At 51.0% G+C, this 25,508-nt stretch carries 23 protein-coding genes and 2 tRNA genes; 19 read left to right on the forward strand and 6 right to left on the reverse strand.

Features of this window, described 5'->3' with window-relative positions; genetic code table 11:
• The first annotated feature begins 46 nt into the window (after positions 1–46).
• Genes HAV38_RS02580 through iolB form a run of 6 tightly spaced genes read left to right on the forward strand, consistent with a single transcriptional unit; the run spans position 47 to position 7,573 of the window.
• On the forward strand, positions 47–1,144 hold the full coding sequence (locus HAV38_RS02580) for an ABC transporter permease (RefSeq protein ID WP_245182222.1): 1,098 nt from the start codon (positions 47–49) through the stop codon (positions 1,142–1,144).
• Between the two features lie 2 nt (positions 1,145–1,146).
• A complete protein-coding gene (locus HAV38_RS02585) occupies positions 1,147–1,929 on the forward strand; it encodes an ATP-binding cassette domain-containing protein (RefSeq protein ID WP_375791654.1) in 783 nt (260 codons plus the stop codon).
• Positions 1,930–1,941: 12 nt separating this feature from the next.
• Entirely contained in the window at positions 1,942–3,954 is a 2,013-nt protein-coding gene (locus HAV38_RS02590; protein ID WP_168052157.1) for a bifunctional 5-dehydro-2-deoxygluconokinase/5-dehydro-2-deoxyphosphogluconate aldolase, read from the forward strand.
• The gene (gene iolD, locus HAV38_RS02595; RefSeq protein ID WP_168052159.1) at positions 3,951–5,840 is read left to right on the forward strand and encodes a 3D-(3,5/4)-trihydroxycyclohexane-1,2-dione acylhydrolase (decyclizing); all 1,890 of its coding nucleotides are present in this window, start codon (positions 3,951–3,953) and stop codon (positions 5,838–5,840) included. The genes HAV38_RS02590 and iolD overlap by 4 nt, the downstream gene beginning before the upstream one ends.
• A gap of 12 nt (positions 5,841–5,852) precedes the next feature.
• Positions 5,853–6,791, forward strand: a complete 939-nt coding sequence (gene iolE, locus HAV38_RS02600; RefSeq protein WP_168052161.1) for a myo-inosose-2 dehydratase — start codon at positions 5,853–5,855, stop codon at positions 6,789–6,791.
• Positions 6,779–7,573 carry a 5-deoxy-glucuronate isomerase gene (gene iolB, locus HAV38_RS02605; protein ID WP_168052163.1) on the forward strand — a complete coding sequence of 265 codons (795 nt, stop codon included), beginning with the start codon at positions 6,779–6,781 and terminating at the stop codon, positions 7,571–7,573. Before iolE ends, iolB begins: the two co-directional genes overlap by 13 nt.
• Before the next feature lie 138 nt (positions 7,574–7,711).
• Here the strand turns inward: iolB and HAV38_RS02610 are convergent.
• Positions 7,712–7,796: transfer RNA gene (locus tag HAV38_RS02610), tRNA-Leu, on the reverse strand.
• 203 nt (positions 7,797–7,999) lie between these two features.
• On the opposite strand from HAV38_RS02610, the gene HAV38_RS02615 reads away from it, so the two are divergent.
• Together HAV38_RS02615 and HAV38_RS02620 are read left to right on the forward strand one after the other, a co-directional pair.
• Positions 8,000–8,458, forward strand: coding sequence for a hypothetical protein (locus tag HAV38_RS02615; RefSeq protein ID WP_209216596.1), 459 nt, complete (start codon positions 8,000–8,002; stop codon positions 8,456–8,458).
• A 41-nt stretch (positions 8,459–8,499) separates the two neighbouring features.
• The gene (locus HAV38_RS02620) at positions 8,500–9,453 is read left to right on the forward strand and encodes a CapA family protein (RefSeq protein ID WP_425338686.1); all 954 of its coding nucleotides are present in this window, start codon (positions 8,500–8,502) and stop codon (positions 9,451–9,453) included.
• A gap of 134 nt (positions 9,454–9,587) precedes the next feature.
• On the opposite strand, the gene HAV38_RS02625 is transcribed toward HAV38_RS02620, so the two are convergent.
• Positions 9,588–9,672 (reverse strand) — tRNA-Leu (locus HAV38_RS02625).
• Between the two features lie 279 nt (positions 9,673–9,951).
• Here HAV38_RS02625 and rnr point away from each other — a divergent pair.
• The 6 genes from rnr to HAV38_RS02655 all read left to right on the forward strand — a co-directional run bounded on the left by rnr (position 9,952) and on the right by HAV38_RS02655 (position 16,672).
• Entirely contained in the window at positions 9,952–12,441 is a 2,490-nt protein-coding gene (rnr, locus tag HAV38_RS02630) for a ribonuclease R (protein WP_168052167.1), read from the forward strand.
• Positions 12,442–12,444: 3 nt separating this feature from the next.
• On the forward strand, positions 12,445–13,188 hold the full coding sequence (rlmB, locus tag HAV38_RS02635) for a 23S rRNA (guanosine(2251)-2'-O)-methyltransferase RlmB (protein ID WP_168052169.1): 744 nt from the start codon (positions 12,445–12,447) through the stop codon (positions 13,186–13,188).
• Positions 13,189–13,596: 408 nt separating this feature from the next.
• The gene (gene cysE, locus HAV38_RS02640; RefSeq protein ID WP_168052171.1) at positions 13,597–14,346 is read left to right on the forward strand and encodes a serine O-acetyltransferase; all 750 of its coding nucleotides are present in this window, start codon (positions 13,597–13,599) and stop codon (positions 14,344–14,346) included.
• Positions 14,347–14,479: 133 nt separating this feature from the next.
• Complete coding sequence (locus HAV38_RS02645) at positions 14,480–15,184, forward strand: YceH family protein (protein ID WP_168052173.1); 705 nt, start codon at positions 14,480–14,482, stop codon at positions 15,182–15,184.
• Between the two features lie 498 nt (positions 15,185–15,682).
• A complete protein-coding gene (locus tag HAV38_RS02650) occupies positions 15,683–15,886 on the forward strand; it encodes a cold-shock protein (protein WP_168052175.1) in 204 nt (67 codons plus the stop codon).
• Between the two features lie 465 nt (positions 15,887–16,351).
• On the forward strand, positions 16,352–16,672 hold the full coding sequence (locus tag HAV38_RS02655) for a carbonic anhydrase (RefSeq protein ID WP_280730142.1): 321 nt from the start codon (positions 16,352–16,354) through the stop codon (positions 16,670–16,672).
• Between the two features lie 297 nt (positions 16,673–16,969).
• Here the strand turns inward: HAV38_RS02655 and HAV38_RS02660 are convergent, their stop codons facing one another.
• Positions 16,970–17,554, reverse strand: a complete 585-nt coding sequence (locus HAV38_RS02660; RefSeq protein ID WP_168052179.1) for a BPSL1445 family SYLF domain-containing lipoprotein — start codon at positions 17,552–17,554, stop codon at positions 16,970–16,972.
• A 184-nt stretch (positions 17,555–17,738) separates the two neighbouring features.
• Between HAV38_RS02660 and HAV38_RS02665 the strand changes: the two genes are divergently transcribed.
• Complete coding sequence (locus tag HAV38_RS02665; RefSeq protein WP_168052181.1) at positions 17,739–17,945, forward strand: hypothetical protein; 207 nt, start codon at positions 17,739–17,741, stop codon at positions 17,943–17,945.
• Positions 17,946–18,130: 185 nt separating this feature from the next.
• Here the strand turns inward: HAV38_RS02665 and HAV38_RS02670 are convergent, their stop codons facing one another.
• The 3 genes from HAV38_RS02670 to HAV38_RS02680 all read right to left on the reverse strand — a co-directional run bounded on the left by HAV38_RS02670 (position 18,131) and on the right by HAV38_RS02680 (position 20,288).
• Entirely contained in the window at positions 18,131–18,925 is a 795-nt protein-coding gene (locus HAV38_RS02670) for a UDP-2,3-diacylglucosamine diphosphatase (protein ID WP_168052183.1), read from the reverse strand.
• Positions 18,926–18,954: 29 nt separating this feature from the next.
• Positions 18,955–19,443, reverse strand: coding sequence for a peptidylprolyl isomerase (locus HAV38_RS02675; protein ID WP_168052185.1), 489 nt, complete (start codon positions 19,441–19,443; stop codon positions 18,955–18,957).
• Between the two features lie 230 nt (positions 19,444–19,673).
• A complete protein-coding gene (locus HAV38_RS02680; protein ID WP_168052187.1) occupies positions 19,674–20,288 on the reverse strand; it encodes a peptidylprolyl isomerase in 615 nt (204 codons plus the stop codon).
• A 337-nt stretch (positions 20,289–20,625) separates the two neighbouring features.
• On the opposite strand from HAV38_RS02680, the gene cysS reads away from it, so the two are divergent.
• The 4 genes from cysS (at position 20,626) to tilS (ending at position 25,315) form a co-directional block, all read left to right on the forward strand.
• Positions 20,626–22,035, forward strand: a complete 1,410-nt coding sequence (gene cysS / locus HAV38_RS02685; RefSeq protein ID WP_168052189.1) for a cysteine--tRNA ligase — start codon at positions 20,626–20,628, stop codon at positions 22,033–22,035.
• A 5-nt stretch (positions 22,036–22,040) separates the two neighbouring features.
• Positions 22,041–22,691 (forward strand): DNA-3-methyladenine glycosylase family protein, encoded by a 651-nt coding sequence (locus tag HAV38_RS02690; protein ID WP_168052191.1) that lies wholly within the window; start codon positions 22,041–22,043, stop codon positions 22,689–22,691.
• 144 nt (positions 22,692–22,835) lie between these two features.
• Entirely contained in the window at positions 22,836–23,810 is a 975-nt protein-coding gene (locus HAV38_RS02695; RefSeq protein ID WP_168052193.1) for an acetyl-CoA carboxylase carboxyltransferase subunit alpha, read from the forward strand.
• 23 nt (positions 23,811–23,833) lie between these two features.
• Entirely contained in the window at positions 23,834–25,315 is a 1,482-nt protein-coding gene (tilS, locus tag HAV38_RS02700; protein ID WP_245182158.1) for a tRNA lysidine(34) synthetase TilS, read from the forward strand.
• Positions 25,316–25,508: the final 193 nt, after the last annotated feature.

Below are 25,508 nucleotides of genomic sequence, written 5' to 3' on the forward strand. Positions count from 1 at the left end.
ACATGCTGAGAGAGTCGCGCCTGTAATCAACGAACCGACGGAAAAAATGCAGAGTGCTCAGGATGAACGGGTGCGCTCAGAGGGCGGCTTAAAACGGTTTTTGGGCCGCCCGGAATTTGCCTCGCTCGCTGGTGTCATTCTGGTGTTCGTGATTTTTGGGGTAACCGCTGGCGATTCCGGCATGTTTAATCTCGACGGTATCGTTAACTGGATGCAAGTTGCTGCCTATCTGGGTCTGATCGCCGTCGGTGCCTGTACGCTAATGATCGCAGGCGAATTCGATTTATCAATAGGATCAATGATTGGTTTTGCCGGCATGATGGTGGCGATTCCAACGGTGTATTTTCACTGGCCATTTTGGCTCGCGGTCGTGTTTGCTTTTGCCGGATCGATGGCATTGGGCTGGTTAAATGGCTATCTGGTGATCAAGACCCGCTTGCCATCGTTTATCGTCACATTGGCTTTCCTGTTTATTCTGCGCGGGTTAACGTTGGCGCTTTCCATTATGTTTGCCAATCGCACCATTGTCAGCGGCGTCGGTGAATATGCTGCGAAAGACTGGCTTGGTAACGCGTTCTTTTCAGGTACCGTCGGCCATGGTTTGTTCCGCTGGATGGCGCAACAACACTGGATCGCGACCACCGATTCAGGCGCGCCGCTAGTGGGTGGAATACCCAAAGTGATTGTCTGGTGGATTGTATTGGCCATCGTGGCCAGCTTTGTTTTGGCGCGGACCCGTTTTGGTAACTGGATATTTGCAGTCGGGGGTGATGCCAATGCGGCCAAGAATGTCGGCGTGCCGGTGCGCCGCGTAAAAATCACCTTGTTTGTATTCACTGCATTTTGCGCGTGTCTTTTTGCTGTATTACAAGTCGCCGATGTAGGCTCCGCTGCCGCAGATCGCGGATTACAAAAAGAATTTGAAGCCATCATCGCAGCCGTCATCGGTGGTGCCTTGCTTACCGGTGGTTACGGTTCGGTGATCGGCGCTTGCTTTGGGGCACTGATATTTGGTGTGGTTCAGATTGGGATTTCTTATACCAATCTTAATTCGGATTGGTTTCGCGTCTTTCTGGGCGTGATGTTGCTGGTTGCTGTTTTATTCAATAACTATGTCCGTCGCCGTGTGACGGAGGCGAGGTAATGATGCGTGAAACAATTCTTGCTTTGGAAAATGTCAGTAAATTTTTTGGCTCCGTGATTGCATTGCAAAACGTCACTCTGCGCTTGAAAAAAGGCGAAGTGCATTGCCTGCTTGGCGATAACGGCGCAGGAAAATCAACCTTGATCAAGACCTTAGCCGGGGTGCATAAACCCTCCGAAGGACAGTACCTGGTTGACGGCAAGCCGGTTTCTTTTAACTCGCCAAAAGAGGCGCTGGATGTCGGCGTCGCCACGGTATACCAGGATTTAGCGTTAGTGCCGTTATTGTCGGTCGCGCGTAATTTCTTCATGGGTCGCGAACCGACTAAAAAAGTATTTGGCATTACGGTCATGGATATGCAATACGCAGCGCGGACCGCCACTGAAAAGCTTGCCGAAATGGGCATCATGGTGCGCGATCCGCATCACGCAATTGGCACCATGTCGGGCGGAGAAAAGCAGTGCCTCGCCATTGCGCGGGCGATTCACTTTGGCGCACGGGTGCTGATTTTGGATGAGCCTACCGCTGCGCTGGGCGTCAAGCAATCGTTTAACGTACTCAAGCTGATTCATAAAGCACGCGAACGTGGGATTTCGGTAATTTTTATTACTCACAATGTACATCACGCCTACCCGATTGGAGACGCATTTACGTTACTCAATCGCGGTAAATCTATGGGTACTTTTACCAAAGATAACGTGTCCAAAGAGGCGGTGCTGGACATGATGGCGGGTGGCGCAGAAATGCAGACGCTGATGAATCAACTCGAAGGTATCAGGATTTAAGAGGAATTATTCATGACTACATCATCAGTTGCATCGGCAACCCTTTTTGAACCAGATCGCGCACGCGATATCATTTGCCTGGGACGTTTGGGGGTGGATCTATACGCCCAACAAATTGGGGCGCGCCTTGAAGATGTTACCAGCTTTGCCAAATATCTTGGTGGCTCCTCGGCTAACATTGCGTTTGGTTGCGCGCGTTTAGGCTTGAAGTCAGCAATGCTGGCGCGCGTCGGCAATGAACACAACGGGCAATTTTTGACCAATGCACTGGCCGCAGAAGGGTGTGATGTCAGCCACATTAAGATTGATCCTGATCGACTGACGGCGATGGTCATGCTGGGGCTCAAGGATAAGGAAACCTTCCCATTAATTTTCTATCGAGAAAATTGCGCCGATATGGCGCTTGCGCAAGAAGACATTGATGAGTCCTTTATTGCGTCAAGCAAGGCATTGTTAATTACAGGTACGCATTTTTCGACCGCGAATGTTCATCGCACCAGTAGTCTTGCGCTAGATTATGCCCATCGGCACAACGTGCGCACGGTGCTCGATATTGATTATCGCCCGGTGTTGTGGGGACTGACTGACAAAGGCGATGGCGAGACGCGCTTCATTGCAGACCAGAGCGTAACGGCCCATCTGCAGGCCATCTTGCCGAAGTTTGATCTGGTCGCTGGTACAGAAGAGGAATTCATGATCGCCGGTGGCGGTAGCGATATTATCGCCTCGCTGCAAGCGGTGCGCGCCGTCAGTCACGCGACCTTAGTTGTCAAGCGCGGTCCGCTCGGTTGCGCGGTGATCCGGGGACCGATTCCGGCCAGTCTGGATGTTGCTTTCAACTATCAGGGTGCGCGCGTTGAAGTACTAAACGTATTGGGAGCCGGTGACGCATTTTTGTCAGGTTTTTTAAAAGGTTGGCTCAACGGTGACGATGATGAGACTTGCTGCCGTTACGCCAACGCTTGTGGCGCATTGGTCGTGTCCCGGCACGCTTGCGCACCGGCGATGCCGACACCGGTTGAGCTAGCGTATTTTCTCGCTAATAGTGATCGCTTGCAACGACCAGATCTGGATGCTCACTTGACACGTTTGCATCGCGTGACGACGCCGCGCCGCGCGTGGAACGAAGTCAACGTCTTTGCGTTCGACCATCGGAACCAGTTTTTTGAATTGGCGCGTGAAAGCGGTGCAGCAGAGTCGCGCTTGTCTGCATTAAAGTGCTTGCTTGTCGAGGCCGTAGCAGAGACGGAACAGGCGCTGGGACTACAAGGCAAGATCGGCGTTTTGATTGATGATCGCTATGGACAGGATGCGTTGAATGCTGCCACCGGTCGCGGCTGGTGGGTCGGGCGCACAGTTGAAATGCCGCTGTCGAACCCGCTTCAGTTCGATTATGGTCGTTCAATTGGTTCTCACCTTATCAGTTGGCCCAAGGAGCATGTGGTCAAATGCCTGGTGCAGTTCCACCCCGATGATACGGTGGAAAATCGGCTGGAACAAGAGGCGCAAATCCGGGCACTCTATGACGCGGTGCAGATAAGCGGACATGAGTTGCTGCTAGAAATCATTCCACCCAAATCAATGCCAATCGCAGACAACACGGTAATGCGCGCCATCAAGCGATTGTACAACCTCGGTATCTACCCCGAATGGTGGAAGTTGGCGTCAATGTCGCCAGCGCAATGGGCCGAAATTGATTTTTTGATTGCCGAGCGTGATCCCTATTGTCGCGGTGTTGTGTTGCTGGGATTGAATGCGTCGGTCGCGGAACTGGCGCATGGATTTCTCGCTTCAAAAGACAGCAAGACCTGTCGTGGTTTTATGGTTGGTCGTACCATTTTTCATGCGCCTGCAAGACGATGGCTGCAAGGGGAGATCGACGATGCTTCCTTAATTGCTGAGGTGCGGACGATCTTTGAGCGACTGATTGGGGTATGGCGGGAGAGTCGCGGAAGTGCGCAGCAATCACCCCGAACAGTCCTGACAGGTCTGGTGGCAGAGCAGAATCTGGAGCACTTAGCATGAGCAACGGTTGTGGAACTATTCGGCTGACGATGGCGCAGGCGCTGGTACGTTATCTGGCCGCATTGCGCGTGGCGACCTATGATGCCGATGATCGGGTGACAGGTGATGAGCCTCTATTTGGCGGCGTGTTTGCCATCTTTGGCCATGGCAACGTCGCTGGTCTGGGCGAGGCCCTATTTCAATATCGCGAAGAACTGCCAACCTATCGGGCGCATAACGAACAGGCGATGGCACACGCCGCGATTGCCTATGCCAAGACCAATATGCGCCGTCGTATGATGGCGGTGACCAGTTCAATTGGTCCGGGCGCAACCAATTTACTGACCGCGGCTGCGCTGGCGCATGTAAATCGGTTACCGGTGTTGTTATTGCCGGGCGATATTTTTGTCTCGAGACGACCTGACCCAGTGCTACAGCAGCTTGAAGACTTTCAGGATGGCAGTGTTTCCGTGAATGATGCGTTCAAGCCATTGTCGCGTTATTTTGACCGCATCTATTATCCCGAGCAGTTATTGACGGCATTACCACGCGCGATTCAGGTCCTGACCGATGCAGCGCAATGTGGTCCCGTCACGCTGGCGTTACCGCAAGATGTGCAAACCATGGCTTACGATTATCCGCTCGCTTTTTTTAAACCGAAACTGGTGTCGTTTCGCGCTCAGCCTCCTGCTAAGGAAGATTTGCAGCAAGCCTTGACCTTACTGAAAAATGCCAGACAACCGCTTATCGTCGCCGGTGGTGGCGTTTTGTACGGCAACGCCACCGAAGCTTTGCGTAAATTCGCAGAGAAACATGGTGTGCCGGTGGCTGAAACGCAGGCCGGGAAGGGCGCTCTGTCCTGGGACCATCCATTGCAACTGGGCGCGTTAGGTGTGACCGGGTCGCCGGCGGCGAACGCCTTGGCGGATCATGCCGATGTTGTGATTGCAGTCGGCAGTCGGCTGCAGGATTTCACCACCGGCTCGCATTCTTTATTTGCGCAGGCGCAGCTGATTAGCGTCAATGTTAATCCGTGCGATGCGATGAAATGGCATGCGACCGGAATTATTGCCGATGCCAGATTGGGATTGACCGCTTTGTCCGATGGACTGAAAGACTGGCGCGCTAGCGACGCGTGGACAGTCGAGGCAACCGAGCAGGCAGAACTATGGCGTTCGACCGTCAGCGGCATCACCAACAGGCGTGAAGTAGCATTGCCCGCGTTACCTTACGATGGCGAAGTCATCGGTGCGGTACAGCGTTCGAGTAATACTTCGCCTTTGACTGACATTGTGGTGTGCGCCGCAGGAACCTTACCGGCAGAGCTGCATAAACTCTGGCGCACAACGACGCCGGGCGGGTATCACGTCGAATACGGTTATTCCTGCATGGGCTATGAGATTGCTGGCGGGTTGGGCGTTAAGCTGGCCCGGCCGGATCGCGACGTGATCGTGATGATCGGCGACGGCAGTTATTTGATGATGAACTCTGAAATCGCTACTTCGGTCATGCTGGACAAAAAGCTGATTATTGTCGTTCTGGACAATCGTGGTTATGGCTGCATTAACCGGCTGCAACAGGCATGCGGTGGCGCGCCATTCAACAACATGCTGGAAGATTGCCTGCAAGGTGGGCTGGGTGCGCCGCACATCGACTTTGCGATGCATGCCAGAGCGTTAGGCGCATTGGCGGAAAATGTCCAGACGATTGCAGCATTGGAAGCCGCGATGCTGCGTGCCCGTGCCGCTGATCGTACCTATTTGATCTGTATCGATACGGATGCTAAGCGCACCACCGAGGATGGCGGTTGCTGGTGGGAGGTCGCGGTACCTGAAGTCTCGTCGCGACACTCAGTGCAGGTGGCGCGTGAGCAATATGAACACGCCCAGTTGAACCAAAAACTCTGATTGGAAATCATCGTGACCAAACAATTTAATGTAAAAATCGGCATCAATCCAATCTCCTGGATGAACGACGATTTACCTTCATTAGGCGGTGAGACGCCGCTGGAAGTCGCGCTCGCAGAAGGTGCGCAAATAGGTTATCGCGGATTCGAGCTGGGCAATAAGTTCCCTAAAGAACCCGCGGCGTTGGCCGCTGTCCTCGGTAAGTACGCGCTGGAATGCGTCTCTGGATGGTATTCAGGGCGATTGGCGATTAATTCGGTGGCCGATGAGATTGTCGCCGTCGGACCGCACTTGCGGTTATTAGCAGAAAATGGTGCCAAGGTGATGGTGTATGGCGAAGTGGCCGATGCGATTCAGGGGCAACCAGAGCCGTTGTATAAACGGCCACAGTTTAACAGCGCTAAAGAATGGCAGGAATATGCCGACAAGTTGACCGCTTTTGCCACTTACACGCTGTCGCATGGTGTGCGCCTGTCCTACCATCATCACATGGGCGCGTATGTTGAAACCGCCGCGGATATTGACCGGTTGATGGCGCTGACGGGCGATTCGGTGGGGTTATTGTTCGATAGCGGTCACATTACCTTCGCTGGGGACGACGCGTTGGCTGTGTTAAAAAAGCACATCGCCCGCGTAGCGCATGTTCATTGCAAAGATGTGCGCCCGGCGGTCATGAAGTTAGCGCGCAATGGTAACTGGAGCTTTCTGCAAAGCGTGATTAACGGGGCTTTTACTGTTCCTGGCGATGGCGCGATTGATTTTGCGGCATTGTTACTGACGTTGTACCAGAATAATTATCAAGGATGGTTGGTAGTTGAAGCCGAGCAAGACCCCGCGGTTGCGCCCAGCTATCAATATGCCGAAATGGGTTATCAACATTTAGCGGCGCTGGTGCAGGGGATTGAAACCGGCAGTGTGCATGCCATTGCGGAGGCTGCATGCACTTACTAGTCAAAGGCAAACCGGATGGTCAAGAGATCGTCAACGTTACCCCGCAATCGGCACGATGGCATTACGTGGGTTTTGCGGCATATCGATTGGCACAGAATCAGCGACTTGACTTCAATACAGGCGCGCGTGAAATCTGTATTGTCATTCTGCGGGGTATTGTAAGCGTCCGGGCAGGCGATGCATTCTGGTCAGAGATTGGTGAGCGCCAAAGCGTGTTTGACCCTATCTCGCCTTATTCCGTGTATGTACCGCATGGGCAGAAGGTGAATGTTACGGCGCACGGTGACGCCGAAATTGCAGTGTGCAGCGCGCCAGGGCATGGCGATTTTGCGGCCCGATTGATCGAACCTGCCAGCGCCAATCGATCAGTAAGAGGGCAGGGCAGCAATACTCGCTATGTGTGCGATATATTGCCGCAAAGCGCACCTGCCGATCATTTGCTGGTGGTAGAGGTCGTTACGCCAGCTGGACATTCTTCCAGTTATCCGCCGCATAAGCATGACACCGACAACCTGCCTGAAGAAAGTGCATTGGAAGAAACCTATTATCACCGCATTAATCCGGCGCAAGGTTTTGCCTTCCAGCGGGTCTATACCGATGATCGCTCTTTAGATGAGTCGATGGCGGTTGAAAACCACGATGTGGTGATGGTTCCCAGAGGCTACCACCCGGTAGTCGCCCCTCACGGCTACGACTGCTATTACCTGAATGTGATGGCAGGTCCGAAGCGGTCCTGGCATTTTAAAAATGATCCGGCCCACGACTGGCTGATGCCGCGCTAGAACCTGCGCAATCCATAAAATAAGGTAGAAGACGCACCAACAAAAAAACCGCATAAACATTGTTGTTTATGCGGTTTCTCTATTTGTACTACTTTTGTATATTTTGTACTACTTTTGTACATTTGCACCAAAAAACTCTGGTGCCCACGGAGGGACTCGAACCCCCACACCCGAAGGCACATGGACCTGAACCATGCGCGTCTACCAATTCCGCCACGTGGGCATTTGCAGTCACCAATTAAGGTTTCTCGCAATTGCGAAGCACGAATAATACGTGCATTCATAGGGTTTGGTCAACGAAAGAGTGTAATAATAAATTATCTGAATGCACTTGATGTGCTTAAAGTCGTGTTGGAATAGAAAGTCTTTTTTTAACCATTATCAAGAACTTCCATTAATCGACATTTCATTGTTATATATCAACAAATGATCCATAAACTTCACAGACGTTTGATTCGCGGCATTCAGTTTGCTCACACATTTCAGATTACTTTAGTCCTCAGTGGGCTGATCGGCGCTTTGGTACCTCAAATGGCCATTTCTGCACCTGTTTTGCGTTGCCATATAATGCAAAGTGGGAGTACACAAATAATTGATTTTTTAGCGGGAAGTGATCCATATCAAGTTAAGGCGATAGATATTAATGGTCGCTTTCGCTTTAAGGCGGTTGTGATTGGGGACGCGCGACAAATCGCATATATCAAATTGTACATTTATGATCATGCGGAACCCAAACCAATGCTATTGCATGAGGTGAAATATCTGGCACCGGTGGCGTTGCGTGATGCTGGACCCGCTGCGCTGACAGGGGTGAATGACGTATATTCTTTGCCGATGCAACGGAATCTGCAATATGGATGCGCGTTATTAGAGGTTGCGCCATGAAGCCAGCGCACTGGTTGGCAGTGTTAGTCGGGCTAAGCACGATGAGCGAAATACAAGTGGTTTCGGCGCAAAATGCCGGACCTTCGGTATCCATTGCGTTCGTTGGCGATATCATGCTTGCTGAGGGGCCGGGTAAGGTTGTGAAGAGCGGGCGCGACCCTTTCGCACCCTTTTCGGCTATCTTGAATACCGCCGATATTCGGGTGGGGAATCTAGAATGTGTTGTGGCTACGAAAGGCACCCCTGAGCCTGATAAACCGTTCACATTCCGTGCGAGTCCTCGTACGTTAGATGTTCTGAAGCGTCATTTTGACGCAGTGGGTTTAGCGAATAACCATTCCGGCGACTACGGTCCCATCGCCTTTGCTCAAATGCTTGACCTGTTAGATAGCCGCAGTATTGGTTACTTTGGTGGTGGTCGCGATCTTCAGCAGGCGCATCGCCCCCTCCTTATCGAGCGTCATGGTTTGCGGATTGCACTGTTGGGTTACGACGAATTTTTGCCAAGAAGTTTTGAGGCCGATGTTGATAAGCCGGGAATCGCCTGGAGTGAAGATGAGCAGGTGAAGCTTGACATCGTTCGGGCGCGTACAGTATTTCACGCTGATCTTGTTATTCCGGTCATGCATTGGGGTTGGGAAGATGAGCCTGAGGCCAGCGCTCGCCAGCGACAACTAGCACGGGCCATGATTGATGCTGGCGCGGACGCGGTTGTTGGTGGTCATCCTCACGTAACGCAGAACGTTGAACAATATCGGGGCAAGCCGATTATTTACAGCTTGGGCAACTTTGTATTTAATGGATTTACGGAGCCGGCCAACATTACGGGCTGGCTGTTACGTCTTGAGCTTGATCGTCAGGGCGCACGCGCATGGCGGACCTTTACCGCGCATATAGATCACGAAGGCATTCCGCATCCAGCAGCAGGTGCTGCAGAGTTATGCTGGAAGAGAGGACAGCAGACCGCGACGCGTTGCGATGCTACGCCGGGTTGATCTATGCCCTCCTGGCGCCCTGCCCAGAGAATGTTAATCCGAACAAAAAATAAAAAAACCGCATAAACATTGATGCTTATGCGGTTTTTCTAATAGGCATTACTTAATATGCACTACCTATTGCACCAACCATCTGGTGCCCACGGAGGGACTCGAACCCCCACACCCGAAGGCACATGGACCTGAACCATGCGCGTCTACCAATTCCGCCACGTGGGCTTGAAATGTGACACTATTCAAGCTGTTTTCGTAAGTTTAGGTCTAGCCTAAATCCAGCGAAGACAGGGATTATAGATGAAATTAAACATAAGTCAACTTGACGCCGGTAGAAGGCAAGATTTATAGTGATTAAAAGTTGCTGGTTAGGACAATGGCCCTTTCCTCCGTTACACTGGGAACTATATCAAAACCTTTTATGCTCTATCTTAATTAAACTCCCGATCGACCTTTTCCCGATCCGACTATCCTACCCATCATCAACTACCCCCAACACGCCTCTTGAGCCAATACTCCTACACCATCCCTAGCCGGGAGGAAATTCTCGGCCTTCTGCGGACTTCATCCGAACCGCAAAATATCGATGCGCTTGCCGCTGCCCTTGGCGTTAACCCCGACGCAATGGAAGTGTTTGCGCGACGGCTAAATGCGATGGACCGAGACGGGCAAATCAAACCGGATCGCGCGGGCATCTATAAACTGAACAATTCTTCGGAGTTTATCGAAGGCCGCGTGAGCAGTCATCGTGACGGTTTCGGTTTTCTGATTCCGGACGATGGTGGCGGTGATGTCTTTTTGCCAGAAAAAGAAATGCAAAAAGTCCTCAATGGCGATCGCGTTAAGGCGCGCGTCATTGGCACTGACCGTCGGGGTCGCCCGGAAGGCACTATTGTAGAAGTCGTCACGCGCGCTAACACGCACGTGATCGGACGCCTGCTCAACGAAAACGGCGCCTGGGTGATTGCTCCCGAGGACAAGCGCATCAGTCAGGACATTATTCTGGCTGGTTCGCCTGGCAACGCTAAAGTCGGACAGGTGGTCAGCGTTGAGTTGACTGTACAACCGTCCCGCTTTACGCAACCGGTCGGCAAGATTTCTGAAGTTTTAGGGGATATTGATGATCCCGGTATGGAAATCGAGATCGCCGTGCGCAAATTTGGCGTCCCGCATGAATTCTCGGCCGCGGCAACCAAAGCGGCATCTAAGCTGCCGAACGTGGTGGTGGATAGTGATCTGTCGGAGCGCGTCGATTTGCGCGATGTTCCATTGGTCACCATTGACGGCGAAGATGCCCGCGATTTCGATGATGCAGTGTATTGTGAGCCGGTCAAGATCGGTCGCACGACTGGTTATCGCCTGATTGTTGCCATTGCCGATGTCAGCCATTACGTCAAACCGAACGATGCATTGGATGTCGATGCGTTAGAGCGCAGCACGTCAGTGTATTTCCCGCGGCGCGTGATTCCGATGCTGCCAGAAAAACTTTCCAACGGCTTGTGTTCGCTCAATCCGCATGTCGATCGTCTGACGCTGGTGTGCGATGCCGTGATTACCGCCAAAGGCGAAATCAAGGCCTATCAATTTTATCCAGCGGTGATCCATTCCGCCGCACGTCTGACCTACACGGAAGTGGCAGCAGTCCTTGGTAATACCAAAGGGCCGGAAGCAGCCAAGCGCCCGGAACTGGTTCCGCATTTGTCGCATCTGTATGACGTGTTTCATGCCTTGTTGCAAGCGCGTCAGGCACGCGGTGCGATTGATTTTGAAACCACCGAAACGTACATCGTCTGCAATGCAGCGGGCAAGATTGAAAAGATACTGCCACGCACCCGTAACGATGCGCACAGACTGATCGAAGAGTGCATGCTGGCCGCTAACGTGTGCGCTGCAGATTTGCTTGAGCGTCATAAGCATCACGGCCTGTATCGCATTCATGCCAGTCCGACCAAAGAAAAGCTCGCCGTTTTACGCACATTTTTGAAACAAGTCGGTTTGACACTGGCTGGCGGCGATACGCCTTCGGCCTCGGATTATGCTGCATTGATGCCAGCGATTAAGGCACGTCCGGATGCGTTATTGCTCCAAACCATGCTGTTGCGATCAATGCAGCAAGCGGTTTATAATCCGGAAAATATCGGTCACTTTGGTTTGTCGTATGCGCATTACGCGCATTTCACCAGCCCGATTCGCCGCTATCCAGACCTGTTGACGCATCGGGCCATCAAGGCGATTTTGTTGGGCAAGCGCTATGAGCCGAAGGGGATGGATACCAGCGCTCTCAATACCATGCTGTCGCCTGCAGGTCGGCGCAAGCAAGCGGAAGATAAAGCCGCCGGCAAAAAGAAAAACGAAGGCAGTCTCGCTATCTGGGAAGCACTCGGCGTCCATTGCTCTGCCAATGAACGACGTGCCGACGAAGCATCCCGTGATGTTGAGGCGTGGCTGAAGTGCTACTTCATCCGCGACAAGCTCGGCGAAGAATTTACCGGGACCATTTCAAGCGTTGCGACGTTCGGTATTTTTGTTCAGCTTGACGCGTTGTACATCGAAGGATTGGTCCATGTCACCGAACTCGGCGCGGATTATTTTCAGTACGACGAGGCGCGGCATGAACTGCGTGGTGAGCGCACGGGTAAGCGATATCAGTTGACCGACCGCGTCACGGTGCAGGTTAGTCGCGTTGATCTGGATGCCCGCAAGATCGATTTGCGTCTGGTCACTGAACCGGGCATCAAGACGGTTTTAAAAAATGAAGCGCGACGTGCTGACACTGAGCATGATAAATCGCGCAGCAGAAAACCGAAGGCAAAAGTCGATACGACGCCTGCAAATAGAATACCCGCTACTAAAGCAAACAAATCCGGCAAAGTCAATGTAAGCGCTACCAAAACCAAAGTAACCAAAAGCAAAAAAGCCAAGGTCGCCATCAGTCCGGAAAAAACCACGCGCGAACCAAAAGCTTTTGCAAAACCAAGCAAGAAAAAAAGATAGAACATGAAAAGTAAAATGATATTCGGTTTTCACGCCGTCACTTCCCGTCTGCGTCACGAAGCCTCTTCGGTCGAAGAAATTTACGTCGATGCCAGTCGTGTCGACGGTCGTATGAAAGACCTGATTGGTACAGCCAAAGCTGCTAACGTGCGGGTGCTTCCCGTCGATGATCAGCGCTTGTCCAATATGGTCGGCACCCGTCGCCATCAAGGTGTGGTTGCAAAAGCCGGCGAGTTATCGCTGGCGCGCAATTTGGATGAACTGCTGGATGCGATTGACGGTCCGCCGCTACTGTTAATTTTGGATGGTATTACCGATCCGCATAATCTGGGCGCTTGTTTGCGCGTTGCTGATGGTGTGGGTGCGCATGCGGTTATTGCACCGAAAGACCGTGCAGTCGGATTGAACGCCACTGCGGCCAAGGTTGCCAGCGGTGCTGCCGAAACGATCCCGTACATTACGGTCACCAATCTAGCGCGTACCTTGCGTGAGCTTAAAGAGCGCAACATTTTGTTGATCGGTACTACCGAAGACGGTGAAAAAAGCTTGTACGAAGCTGATTTCTCCGGTCCCGCAGCATTAATAATGGGTTCCGAGGGTGAAGGCATGCGTCGTCTAACTCGTGAAACCTGTGACGTTCTGGTTCACGTGCCAATGTTCGGTTCGGTGGAAAGTCTGAACGTGTCGGTTGCGTCTGGGGTTTGCCTTTACGAAGCCCGGCGCCAGCGTATTATAAAAGGCGTGTAAGCGTTTCATCTTGAAAACCGCAGTGCGCATCAGCAAATGCATTTTGCTGATGCGTGTGTGGTTAACTTAGGCGCTTGTTCGTTGATGTGAACGGTTACGTAACTTATGAACAAACTTATGAATAAGCATTGAAACTGACGTAATAACTAAAATAAATACTCCCGCAAAATAGTAAAAAATGTAAAGCGAGATATTTGCATTGGTAACCGCGAATTTCCACATTGCTTATCGAAGCATGTTTCCCGTAATGCCAGCCGCTGTTAACCAAAATATTGCATCCGAGGCTCGCACCATCATCGTCAGCAATTCTGGACTTCGGAAGACGCTTACGCGGTTTTAGCATAAGATTAGGCCTCGTTATTGCTTTGCAATATTTTCCATTCTTTACAGTACATTAATTTAGTTTCTATGCTCAGTCGCATTCGTGAAGACATTGCCAGTATCATGGCCAGAGACCCCGCCGCCCGTACTGCCCTGGAAGTGGTGTGTTGCTATCCGGGATTGCATGCGATTGTTATGCATCGGTGGGCCGCATTCTGCTGGGAGCACAATCTCAAGCTGCTCGGACGGTTTATTTCCCTGATCGCCAGAATTCTTACCGGTATTGAAATTCATCCCGGTGCCACCATCGGTCGGCGTGTATTTATCGATCATGGCTTTGGTGTAGTCATCGGCGAGACTGCGGATGTGGGTGATGATTGCACGATTTATCAGGGCGTTACTTTAGGTGGTACTTCGCTCGGTAAAGGCATCAAACGCCATCCTACTTTGGCCCGGGGCGTAATCATCGGTGCGGGGGCAAAAATATTGGGTAGTTTTACCGTAGGTGAGGGCGCAAAAGTCGGTTCCAACGCGGTAGTGGTAAAGCCAGTGCCTGCAGGTGCCACGGCGGTAGGTAACCCTGCGCGCATCATCCAGAAAGAAACCCACAACCCGCAAGAAGACGCAGCGGCACGCATGTTTGCTGCGTATGGGGTGACCCCGAACGGCGATGATCCGTTATCTAAAGCCTTGCATGGATTGATTGACAATGCGGCTGCACAAGAACTCCAGATTGCGCGTATTGTCGCGCTGCTAAAGGCTGCGGGTATCGCTTGCGATAGCTTACCTCCTCTGGATAAATTTGATCCCGATGAACTCAATAAACTGGTCGAATAATTGTATGAATCATTCCGCCTGCAAAGCTGACTGGGTCAAGTGTCGGACGTAATCGGATATGAAGTAACTGATCGCCAACTGCCCACAGAGGCTAGCAAAATATGTCACCAAAAGTAACTTACAGGAGTCAATAATGACAGCTGAAACAATCTCTTCCGGCCACGATGATGCGTCCATCCTCGACGCATTTGAAATTCGCGTGCTAGCGGTGTTGGCCGAAAAAGAAGCATTGACGCCGGATAATTATCCCCTGTCGTTAAATACGCTGGTCAATGGGTGCAATCAGTTATCAAGTCGGGATCCGGTGATGGCTATTTCGGAATCGACGGTACTGGACGTTTTGCAGCGTCTGATGCAGCGTAAGTTGGTCCTGGAGGTCAATCAGGCGGGTGCCCGGGTTGCCAAATACGAGCACCGCATGCGTCTTAAATGGACGTTGGAGTCCGACAAACTGGCAGTCCTGACGACGCTGATGTTGCGTGGTATTCAAACCGCTGGGGAGTTGCGGATGCGGGGTAGCCGTCAGCATGAGTTTGCGACGGTCACTGAAGTCGAGACGGCGTTGCAATTTCTCATCGATAAATATCCTCCTTTAGTAGCGCGCCTCGCGAAAGGCCCGGGTACTAAAGAGCCGCGCTATGTACAATTATTGGCGGGTGATGAGATGTTGGAACAACAGCTGGTCGCTGACGCGCTCTCAAATAATGCCAGTACGACCGTCCAACGCAGTGACCGCCAGGATCGGGTGGCGATGCTGGAGGAACAGGTTGTTAATTTACGCACTCAGATTGATGCTTTAGCCAGCCAGTTTAATGAATTTAAGCGACAGTTTGAGTGACGCTGTTCGGCACGTTTTGGTACCTTTGTTGCAGCAACAAAGTTCCTAAAAAATTTCTCCTTATTTCAGCATATTGAAGAGAACGAGATCAAGATAAATGGATCGTTTTTTGCGCCAGCCTAACCCACTACGGCGTGCTTTTAATTCGAAGAATCGCAGAAATCAGGTTTTCCCCTATCCAAAAAACGGCAAAGCCCGATAGCAGCTACCCACTTTATTGTAGATGATGCTGTTATGGGTTGCGCTTACGCAGTGCAACACATTATCGGCGTCATTACGTGTCGAGGACTGAATCACGAAAGTTTTCGGTCTTGTTAGTTACTGTTGATAGCGTGCGTCGCTTCAAATTAACGACGTGCTTATATCGATGGCGTTGGCATTCACGTTTGATATTTTTAATGCAAAGTGAGCGGTTCATTCAGGACGAGCATAGCGTTGGTGCTATACGGCTTCTGGCGTGTCCAGCTTATATCGTGTGAAATTTTTGAAAGAAGTATTATGACAACAGGTATCGTAAAGTGGTTTAACGACTCCAAGGGCTTCGGTTTTATTACTCCGGATGACGGCAGTGAAGACTTGTTCGCACATTTTTCAGCAATCCAGATGGGCGGATTCAAGACTTTAAAAGAAGGCCAGAAGGTCCAATTCGATATCATGCAAGGCCCAAAAGGCAAGCAGGCTGCGAATATCCAAAATCCCTAATCTCATTGCTTATTAAGATCGTCAATGCTTAAAAAAGTATAGACGCTGCCCTATTTGTAAAAACCCACAGTCCTCTCCGGATTGTGGGTTTTTTTCTGCGCGCAACGCATGGATGCAGTGAGGTGGTCGCTGCCCTGATCAATGTTGGGATCGTCTTGCATGCCGCGATCCATCCTCCTAGCTGAATTACTCGGAGCGCCCGTGCGAACCGCATTCCCGATACTGTGCCCAGCGTACGGACTATGACTGTCCATCATGTTCGCTAAAACTGAATTTTTGCGATGACGGTGGCTCTGTACGGACCGTGTCTATATCGACCGTATTTGACTACAAGCAGAATTGTCCATGTCAACGCAGGAATTTGCCGTGCATTTGTGGGAGCTCTCCCATATTTATTTTTGCCTGGCGGCGTTATTCTGACTACGCACTTCCTCGCCGGATGGTATCACCCGCCGTGGCGGTGCAATAGGTGCGGCTGTCAAAATGCACAAGGACAATGCTAGTTATCCTGGGAACATTCAAATGTTAGCCAAAATTCTCACGCCTTCGGTACGCAAGGTGTTGGGACAAAAAGGTAACTTGCTGGACATTGCGATCCGGCAGAACGTGATTGATAACGTCAAGAAGCTCAGTCTATCTTCGACGATACTGAGCGAAGCCGTCGAGCAGAAAAAACTCATGATCGTCGGTGGCGTTTACAAACTGGCGAGCGGAAAAGTCGAGTTGGTGAAGGGTGTGAGTGCGGCAACAAAAATAGACCATTTTATGTCGACTACCACTAAATGATGTGGCGACATCTATTGCTAACTTAGCGCTCAGTTTACTTGTTAACTTTGCTGACGATCACCCCCATGACTAAGTAAGTTTACAACAAGGTACGCAGTGAAAACATGCTGCAAGGGCTGGTTCGTAAGTGCTTGTTTATACAGCAGTTAAAGATTGCGATGGCGGCGACATTCCGTAACGCAATCCTGACCCATTCTGGTGTAATAGGCCGCCGCCCGCCCGGCGGTTTTTAAATGCGCCATGACTATTTAATCTCCGCCCGCGGCCTCGGCTGCATCAATTTAAGGTGATTTTACCTCACAGATTAAGGCGTGTAACCTTAGTCCCTTCTAGCGTCAGATTTGCCATCAGACCACTATTGGTCAGTACAAATGCAAGGACTGAGGACGTGAGAGACGTGGTGTCAATGTCCCCGTTTGCACCGATTTTCAGCACCGCGACCGATGCGTCGGCACCTACCGCCCAGCCTTTGCTATTGCGGAATTTGTTTAGCGCGTCCTGCGTCATAAATAAGAAGATCAGGGCCTTGGACTGCGCACCGATTTGCAATCCTATTGAGGCAGAGGCGGTGCTGTAGTAAGCCTCTGTCCGATTGGCGATGCGCAATGCGCCTTCACCATATTGGCCACCTATCCATAGTCCAGCCGCAAGTACAGATGGAAAGACCAGCACACCGCTCGCTTTGGCGACCAGTTCGCGGGCATGTGGAGCGGCGGTATATAAGCGGGATAACGTGGTGTCGATGCCGGTGTCTATTTCGCGACGGCGCTTGCCGGGATCGGCATTCGCATCGGATGGTGATGTGGTGGTGCAACCGGTAATAGTCAATCCAGTCACTGCAAGTACTCCAGTGGCTCTCAGTATGAAATCTCGCCTAACCATGATGCCTCCATTGCGTTAATCAAAACCTGCGTTATTAATTTATTGCTGGCATTTTATGACCATGCTCATCGTGACGATGGGCGTGACGCCTGCGCCTAGCGTCTCTTGTTGAGCGTTGAGACCATCATCACAAAAAGTAGCTAATTTGAAATTGTTTAATTTGCATCGTATTGAATAATTTTAGATGAATTTAATTCAATTGCAAGATACAGAAATGGGGCGATTAGTAAAGCCGGGTGGAGTTGTTGCGCGCAATGACCCAAGTCTACATTCTGAAGAGATAATCGACTGGTTGTTGAATGATGTCGCGCAGGAAGATTGCGACAAAACGCTGCATACCGGTATTAAAGTACTAGCCTCCTCATCCTCTCCGTCAACTATGCGGCTATAAGGATGCCCCTGTTAATTAGGGCGCCCGAGAAGGTGAATCCTTTAATCGTGAGTATGCAGATGGCGGAACGGTGTCCAGTTGCCGAATGGAGAGTTACGAGTCGGCATCCGCATTGGAAGGGCGGGTAAGAAATGTTGCGCGCAGGGTCTCTTTCGTAAATCCGCGACTGGACAGAGGCGTATCCGTTACCTCAATTCCTGGCCGGTATACCCAAAGCGTCGAATGCGGCCTTCAGTATCGATCGAAATCCAACCGCCGCGTTGTCGCACAACGTCGTATTCCCAGTCTGGCAACACGTACCTGCTTAGCGTTACGTCAGTCCCGGCATAACTGTGTAGTGCCGGGCGATGCGTGTGTCCATGAATGAGTGTATCCGTCCCGGTCTCAGCAAAAAGCGTTGCGATGGCCTGTGGATTGACATCCATGATTTCCATAGATTTGTGTTGTTGTTCTTTACGGCTTTCTGTGCGCGCGCCAGCGATGATAGCCTTGCGTTGCGTCAGCGGTAAGGCGAGAAACTGTTGTTGCCATTGCGGATTGCGCACTTGGGCACGAAATGCCATGTAGTCGAGATCATCAGTGCATTGAGCGTCGCCATGCGCTAACGCCACGCGCCGACCGCCGATAAGGGCAACAAATGGATCCTGCAGTAAGGTCAGTCCAGCAACTTGCGCGAACGATTCACCCACTAAAAAATCCCGGTTACCAGCAATCCAGAAAACCGAAACACCTGCGTCGCTAATTTGACGAATGGCGGTGGCAATCTGAAGATTGTAGGGCGTCTCCAGATCATCATCCCCGGCCCAATATTCGAACAAATCTCCCAGTAAATACAGTTGCGCTGCGTGGCGTGCATGCGTGTCTAAAAAATCATAGAACGCTTGCGTGGTGCGGGGATTCGCTTCCTGTAAATGCAGGTCAGAAATGAATAGCGCAACCGCTGATGCTTGTGCTGGCGTAAAAAAAATTGCTTCGGACATAAGGCTGGCGATGGGATGATGATTCGGAATTAAATTACTTCGGCTTTTTCGATGATGACGTCCTTGACCGGGACGTCTGCAAACATACCTGTACGACTAGTCTTGACAGCCTTGATGGCGTCAACAACTTCCATGCCTTCAGTAACTTTGCCGAAAACGCAGTAACCCCAACCGTCTTGACCTGGGTAGTCGAGAAAGCTGTTGTTCTGAATGTTGATGAAAAACTGGGCAGACGCAGAATGCGGGTCTGAAGTACGCGCCATTGCCAATGTGTACGGCAAATTTTTCAGGCCGTTTTTAGCTTCGTTCTCCACTGTATCGTTGGTTGGCTTTTGTTTCATGCCAGGCTCAAAACCGCCGCCCTGCACCATGAAACCGTCAATTACGCGATGGAAGATGGTACCGTTGTAATGACCGGAATTGACATAAGCAAGAAAGTTCTCAACGGACTTCGGTGCTTTTTCTGCCTCTAGTTCGATGGTAATGTTGCCGTAGTTTGTGGTCAGAATGACTGTCATGATGTTCCTTATGGGTTAACAGGTAAAAATTGCTATTTGAGAATTGTTATTTGAGGATTGTTATTTGAAAATTTAAAACGCTGACCAGATACACATGTTCGTATCCGGTCTATTTGAAACTTTAGCGTGCGCTGCTTTTCGCGACTGCCGCGAGAATGCCAATTGGCCGAAATCGGGCTACCTTCGGAATTGTGGTCGCTAACCTCCTATAATAACCCGGAGCGTCTAGTTTACTTGGTGATGGTCGCAGACTCAATGACGACTTGTTGCACCGGCACATCTTGTGCGCCGGTTTTTACCTTTTTGATCTTGTCGACGACATCCATGCCCTGAATGACTTTGCCGAATACTGCGTAACCGTAACCATCTTGTCCCGGATAATTCAGGAACTGATTGTCATTGGTATTAATAAAGAATTGGGCACCGGCAGACTGTGGATCGGAAGTACGTGCCATCGCGACAGTGTATTGCGCATTTTTTAAGCCGTTCTTGCCTTCGTTTTCTACCTTGTTCGGTGCTGCCTTTTCGTTCATTTTTTTGTCAAAGCCGCCGCCCTGAATCATGAAACCATCAATCACACGATGGAAAATGGTGCCATTGTAGTGGCCGGTATTAACGTAACTTAGAAAATTTTTGACAGTCTTTGGCGCTTTTTCTGCATTTAGCTCAAGGACAATATCGCCCATATTGGTTTTTAGCATGACGTGCGGCATGTCAGCAGCGTGTGCCGTAGAAAATGCGAAAGTCAGCGAGATAGCGGCGACTGACGATACCAGCGCGCGAGAAAAACTGCGGCGTGAAATCGATGTTGCGCCTGGTGGCTTGCCGTGCTTGGAGCTTTGCATAAAATATCCCTTGGGGGTGAGTAATGAGGTAATGCGACATTTATAATGCGTCAATCTGTGTCCTGTGTGCAATATACCAGAGCTTGAGCGTCGCGCTCTGGTGACAATACGGGTATTTGCTCGCGAGTTTAAGGTAAGAGTTGCGATTTTGCTTTTCCGCAATGCGTGGTTGTCTGGTTGTTTGATATACTGCGGCGAAAAGAAGCATTTTATCAAACTAAGCAACGCAGAAGAGATTTGGCGATGATGTCGGCGCAACGAGGCGTATTTCAAGGATGGAATATGCAAAGACCGCTACTGTCGCACAACAGATTCTGTGTCTGAACCAGTAGATTCCATGAGTAACCTGAAAATATATAACACGTTGGCGCGCGCGAAGCAGCCGTTTTCCCCTATTGTGCCGGGCAAGGTGCGCATGTACGTGTGTGGCATGACCGTGTATGACTACTGTCATCTCGGTCACGCGCGGGTGATGGTGGTATTTGACATGGTGCAACGCTGGTTGCGGCACACCGGTTTTGACGTAACGTATGTGCGTAACATCACCGATATCGATGACAAGATTATTCGCCGGGCGGTCGAGAATGGCGAGACTATCTCGCAATTGACGACCCGTTTTATCGCCGCTATGGATCAGGACGCAAAGGCGCTGGGCGTACAAAAGCCCGATCATGAGCCACGTGCCACCGAATATGTACCGCAAATGCTTTCTTTAATCGGCAAGCTTGAAAGCAACGGTCTGGCCTATAAGGCGACCGATGGTGATGTCAATTATTCGGTGAGGGATTTTCCGGGATATGGCAAGCTGTCGGGTAAATCGTTGGACGATTTGCGGGCAGGGGAGCGGGTTGAGGTGAATACCGGCAAGCGCGATCCGTTGGATTTTGTCCTATGGAAGGCCTCTAAGGAGTCCGAACCGGCAGAGGTAAAATGGGCTTCGCCCTGGGGGTCAGGTCGCCCGGGTTGGCATATAGAGTGCTCGGCGATGGCCGAACATTTAATGGGCGAACAATTTGATATCCACGGCGGTGGTCAGGATTTGCAGTTTCCTCACCATGAGAACGAAATCGCCCAATCTGAAGGCGCATCTGGCCATCAATTCGTCAATTACTGGATGCATAACGGCTTCATTCGTGTCGATAACGAAAAAATGTCCAAATCTCTTGGCAACTTTTTTACGATACGCGAGGTACTCAAAAAATACGATGCCGAAGTTGTTCGATTTTTTATTTTGCGTGCCCATTACCGCAGTCAGCTTAATTATGCAGATAGCAATCTGGATGACGCCAAAAACGCGTTGACGCGTCTCTACACCGCGTTGAAAGAGGTGCCGCCCGACGATGCGTTATTCGACGCGAACGAGGCGCACGCGGTGCAAACGGTAGAGGCGATGAATGATGACTTCAATACGCCCGCTGCAATCGCTATACTGTTCGATCTTGCCAATGAGGTTAATAAAACGAAGTCGGCGACGTTGGCAAGACAATTGAAGGCGCTGGGCGCTAATTTGGGATTTCTGGGCCGTGAGCCAGACGATTTTCTAAAGGGACGTGCTACAGGGGAATACGCTGTTGAGGGGGCTGTCGGTTTATCTGAAGAAAGCATTCAGTTGAAGATCGAAGCGCGTCTGGCAGCGAAGAAAGCCAAAGATTTTTCTGCTGCAGACGGCATTCGCGCCGAACTGCTAGCGGCAGGGGTCCTGCTGGAAGACAAGCCGAGTGGTCTAACTGAATGGCGGAGGACTTAGGTCGCATGCAAAATATAATTACTGCCGATAACAAACTGCACGTGGCCGCCTATTGGGAAGACGCTAAAGTAGAGTTGATGAAGCGCGACCGTATCATGCGCAAATTGATACCGCAATTTGGCGATTTGCACCTGACCGGACGCAGTGAACCGTTCACCACTTTGGCGCGCTCGGTCATCGGACAACAAATTTCGATTAAATCGGCAGAAGCCGTTTGGCAGAGATTTCTGTTAATCTGCCCCAAATGCTCGCCTTCCCAAGTGTTGAAGGCGGGCCACGAACAACTGGCTGCCTGTGGCTTGTCTAAGCGCAAGGCAGAATATATCCTCGATCTGGCTGAACATTTCAAAGCAAAACGGGTCCATGCGGACAAGTGGGCCAGCATGGATGACGAAGACGTTATCGCAGAGTTGATTCAGATTCGCGGTATTGGTCGCTGGACTGCGGAGATGTTTCTGATATTCAATCTGCTTCGCCCGAATATTTTGCCCTTGGACGACGTGGGGTTATTAAAAGGAATTAGCGTGAATTACTTCTCGGGCGAACCGGTGTCGCGTAGCGATGCGCGTGAAGTTTCGGCCAACTGGGAGCCGTGGCGTACTGTTGCCACGTGGTATTTATGGCGTAGCCTGGAACCATTACCGGTAGAATATTAACATTCGGGATGTCGGGCGAAGTAATGCGTACCAATGCTTGGTTTAAGGGCATTGGTGAGGGACACAGAAAAATAAAGATTCGGCGCAGTAATGTACCTTTCAGGTAAATGCCTCTCCGGCGCTGTGCAAAAACAAAGGAACACCATGAGTAAGACCACATTTCTTGGCTTTGAACAGTCGATTGCTGAACTTGATGGAAAAATAGAAGAGTTGCGCTTTGTACAGGACGATTCTGCAGTCGATATCTCCGAAGAAATCGACCGTTTATCCAAAAAAAGCCAACAACTGACAAAAGACATCTACGCCAAGCTGACGCCATGGCAAGTGTCACAAATTGCACGTCACCCGCAACGTCCGTACACGATGGACTACGTCAACGAGATGTTTACGGACTTTCATGAGCTGCACGGCGATCGCACCTACGCCGATGATCAGTCCATTGTCGGTGGACTGGCCCGTTTTAACGGTCAGGCTTGCATGGTGATCGGGCATCAAAAAGGCCGTGATACCAAAGAGCGGGCGCTACGTAACTTCGGCATGCCAAAGCCTGAAGGTTACCGCAAAGCATTACGTTTGATGAAAGTAGCTGAAAAATTTGGCTTGCCGATTTTTACCTTTGTCGATACGCCCGGTGCATTCCCCGGTATCGATGCTGAAGAGCGCGGTCAGTCGGAAGCAATTGGACATAATCTGTATGCGATGGCGGAACTGAAAGTGCCGCTAATTGCGACTATCATCGGCGAAGGCGGCTCCGGTGGCGCGTTGGCGATTGCGGTCGGCGACGCAGTATTGATGTTGCAATACTCGACTTACGCAGTGATCTCACCAGAAGGTTGTGCATCAATTTTGTGGAAAAGCGCCGAGCGCGCAGCAGATGCCGCAGACGCATTGGGTTTGACCGCGCACCGCCTTAAAGCAATGGGCCTGATCGACAAGATCGTCAATGAACCTCTCGGTGGCGCGCATCGCGATCCCAAGCAAATGGCGGGATTGTTGAAACGTGCGTTGGCTGATACATTGCGTCAATTCCAAGGTGTTAAAACCAAGGATTTGCTAATTGCCCGGCATGAAAAATTGATGGGCTACGGCAAATTTAAAGAAATTTCAGCGGCAGAGTAGATATAAATTCGAAGGCAAATCCGGTGGCAAATCCGCAAACGGTCAGTATGACCGCACAGTTTGAGAGCGCGCTGAAAAGTATTATTCAGCGCGCTTTTTCTATTTCTTTTAACGGTGACACGGAAAGCCAGTCATCTGTCGATGCGCCGGTCCCATCTTCATTGGCAATCGCGTATAGCGGTGGTCTGGATTCGTCCGTGTTGCTGGCGTTGGCAGCCCAGTATGCTGCTGACCATCAGGTCAAGTTAAGCGCTTTTCATGTACATCACGGGATTAGTCCCAACGCAGATCATTGGCTGGCCCATTGCGCTGCTGAGTGCGAACGGCTGGGCGTCAATTTTGATCAGCGGCGTATCGCGTTGCGTAACGCCGATAAAACCGGCGTCGAAGAGGCCGCTCGCAATAGTCGTTATGCTGCATTAGGCGAGATGTGCCGTCAGCATCAGGTGCCGTTATTATTAGCCGCCCATCATATCGACGATCAGGCAGAAACCGTCTTGCTGCAATTGTTGCGGGGTTCTGGCGTTGCTGGATTGTCGGGCATGGATGCCGTCAATGCAGCGCCCACTTTGTTGGGCGATCCAACCTTATTAATGGCGCGACCCCTGCTGACAATATCGCGGGCGCAACTTGAAGATTATGCGACCACGCATGATATTACGTACGTTGAGGATGAGTCGAATCACGATCCACGCTATGCCAGAAACGCGCTGCGTCATCAACTGATGCCGGTATTAAGCCAGTATTTCGTCGGCTTTCAGGAACGTTTAACGCGCACCGCCGGCCACATGCAATCTAGTCAAAAATTATTGGTGGAGTTGGCGGCGCAAGACATGCGTGAGTGCGCTGGCGACAATTGGTTAGCGCTTGAAAAAGTGCGGCAGCTAAGTGCGGCACGTATCGATAATTTATTACGTTATTGGTTTGGTCTGCACGATCTGCGCATGCCCTCTAGCGCATGGCTTAGTGAAATGCGGGATCAACTGTTATCGGCAAAAGCCGATGCGCAACTTTGTGTCACGCATCCGGAATGCCATATCAGACGCCATCGGAACCGGGTTTTTCTGACGCCGCGCGATGATCTTGATCGGGAAGAGATCGATCCAATCCCTTTCCGCTGGAACGGTGAGGCAGAACTGGCTTTTCCCATTTACGGCGGCGTTCTGCATTTTGACGCATCGGAACAAGGTGTGGCGGCCGACTGGCTAAGCCAGCAACCGCTGCAATTACAATATCGTAGCGGCGGCGAACGTATGAAGTTGGCCTTTAACCGGCCAACTAAAGCCTTGAAATATCTCTATCAGGCTGCCGATATACCGGCTTGGGAGCGCGAATGTTTGCCTTTGGTGCGTGCCGGAGCAAAGTTGCTGTTTGCCGCAGGGATTGGCTTTGATTGCCACTTATTGGCAGAAGAGGGCGGGGGCAATGTCACGTTACGTTGGAAGGCCGACAATTTATCGTTGCGTAAGGTATTTCCGGAGCTGCGCCTGGCGGAGCAGTTGTAGACAGCCCTGAAGGCGGCTTGTTGCCGCAATAGTGTGCGCCTCACAGTCAAAAACTGCAAAAATGGGGTGAAATAGTTCACTTGGCAGGGTTGATGACCACTTTACCCATGTTTGGCTTGTCACATTAAGGCTTAACAGGTAAAGTTGAGGGTTGGAATTTTTAGCATCCTGCCATTATCTCTTAGCACTTTAT

Source organism: Glaciimonas immobilis, from assembly GCF_011947285.1.
Lineage (GTDB): Bacteria > Pseudomonadota > Gammaproteobacteria > Burkholderiales > Burkholderiaceae_D > Glaciimonas > Glaciimonas immobilis.

Excerpts from the sequence above, each read along its gene's own strand:
- HAV38_RS02580 (WP_245182222.1), top strand. The coding sequence starts at position 47 with ATGCAGAGTGCTCAGGATGAACGGGTGCGCTCAGAGGGCGGCTTAAAA.
- HAV38_RS02585 (WP_375791654.1), top strand. The coding sequence starts at position 1,147 with ATGCGTGAAACAATTCTTGCTTTGGAAAATGTCAGTAAATTTTTTGGC.
- HAV38_RS02590 (WP_168052157.1), top strand. The coding sequence starts at position 1,942 with ATGACTACATCATCAGTTGCATCGGCAACCCTTTTTGAACCAGATCGC.
- iolD (WP_168052159.1), top strand. The coding sequence starts at position 3,951 with ATGAGCAACGGTTGTGGAACTATTCGGCTGACGATGGCGCAGGCGCTG.
- iolB (WP_168052163.1), top strand. The coding sequence starts at position 6,779 with ATGCACTTACTAGTCAAAGGCAAACCGGATGGTCAAGAGATCGTCAAC.
- HAV38_RS02615 (WP_209216596.1), top strand. The coding sequence starts at position 8,000 with ATGATCCATAAACTTCACAGACGTTTGATTCGCGGCATTCAGTTTGCT.
- HAV38_RS02620 (WP_425338686.1), top strand. The coding sequence starts at position 8,500 with ATGAGCGAAATACAAGTGGTTTCGGCGCAAAATGCCGGACCTTCGGTA.
- rlmB (WP_168052169.1), top strand. The coding sequence starts at position 12,445 with ATGAAAAGTAAAATGATATTCGGTTTTCACGCCGTCACTTCCCGTCTG.
- cysE (WP_168052171.1), top strand. The coding sequence starts at position 13,597 with ATGCTCAGTCGCATTCGTGAAGACATTGCCAGTATCATGGCCAGAGAC.
- HAV38_RS02645 (WP_168052173.1), top strand. The coding sequence starts at position 14,480 with ATGACAGCTGAAACAATCTCTTCCGGCCACGATGATGCGTCCATCCTC.
- HAV38_RS02650 (WP_168052175.1), top strand. The coding sequence starts at position 15,683 with ATGACAACAGGTATCGTAAAGTGGTTTAACGACTCCAAGGGCTTCGGT.
- HAV38_RS02660 (WP_168052179.1), bottom strand. The coding sequence starts at position 17,554 with ATGGTTAGGCGAGATTTCATACTGAGAGCCACTGGAGTACTTGCAGTG.
- HAV38_RS02665 (WP_168052181.1), top strand. The coding sequence starts at position 17,739 with ATGAATTTAATTCAATTGCAAGATACAGAAATGGGGCGATTAGTAAAG.
- HAV38_RS02670 (WP_168052183.1), bottom strand. The coding sequence starts at position 18,925 with ATGTCCGAAGCAATTTTTTTTACGCCAGCACAAGCATCAGCGGTTGCG.
- HAV38_RS02675 (WP_168052185.1), bottom strand. The coding sequence starts at position 19,443 with ATGACAGTCATTCTGACCACAAACTACGGCAACATTACCATCGAACTA.
- HAV38_RS02680 (WP_168052187.1), bottom strand. The coding sequence starts at position 20,288 with ATGCAAAGCTCCAAGCACGGCAAGCCACCAGGCGCAACATCGATTTCA.
- cysS (WP_168052189.1), top strand. The coding sequence starts at position 20,626 with ATGAGTAACCTGAAAATATATAACACGTTGGCGCGCGCGAAGCAGCCG.
- HAV38_RS02690 (WP_168052191.1), top strand. The coding sequence starts at position 22,041 with ATGCAAAATATAATTACTGCCGATAACAAACTGCACGTGGCCGCCTAT.
- HAV38_RS02695 (WP_168052193.1), top strand. The coding sequence starts at position 22,836 with ATGAGTAAGACCACATTTCTTGGCTTTGAACAGTCGATTGCTGAACTT.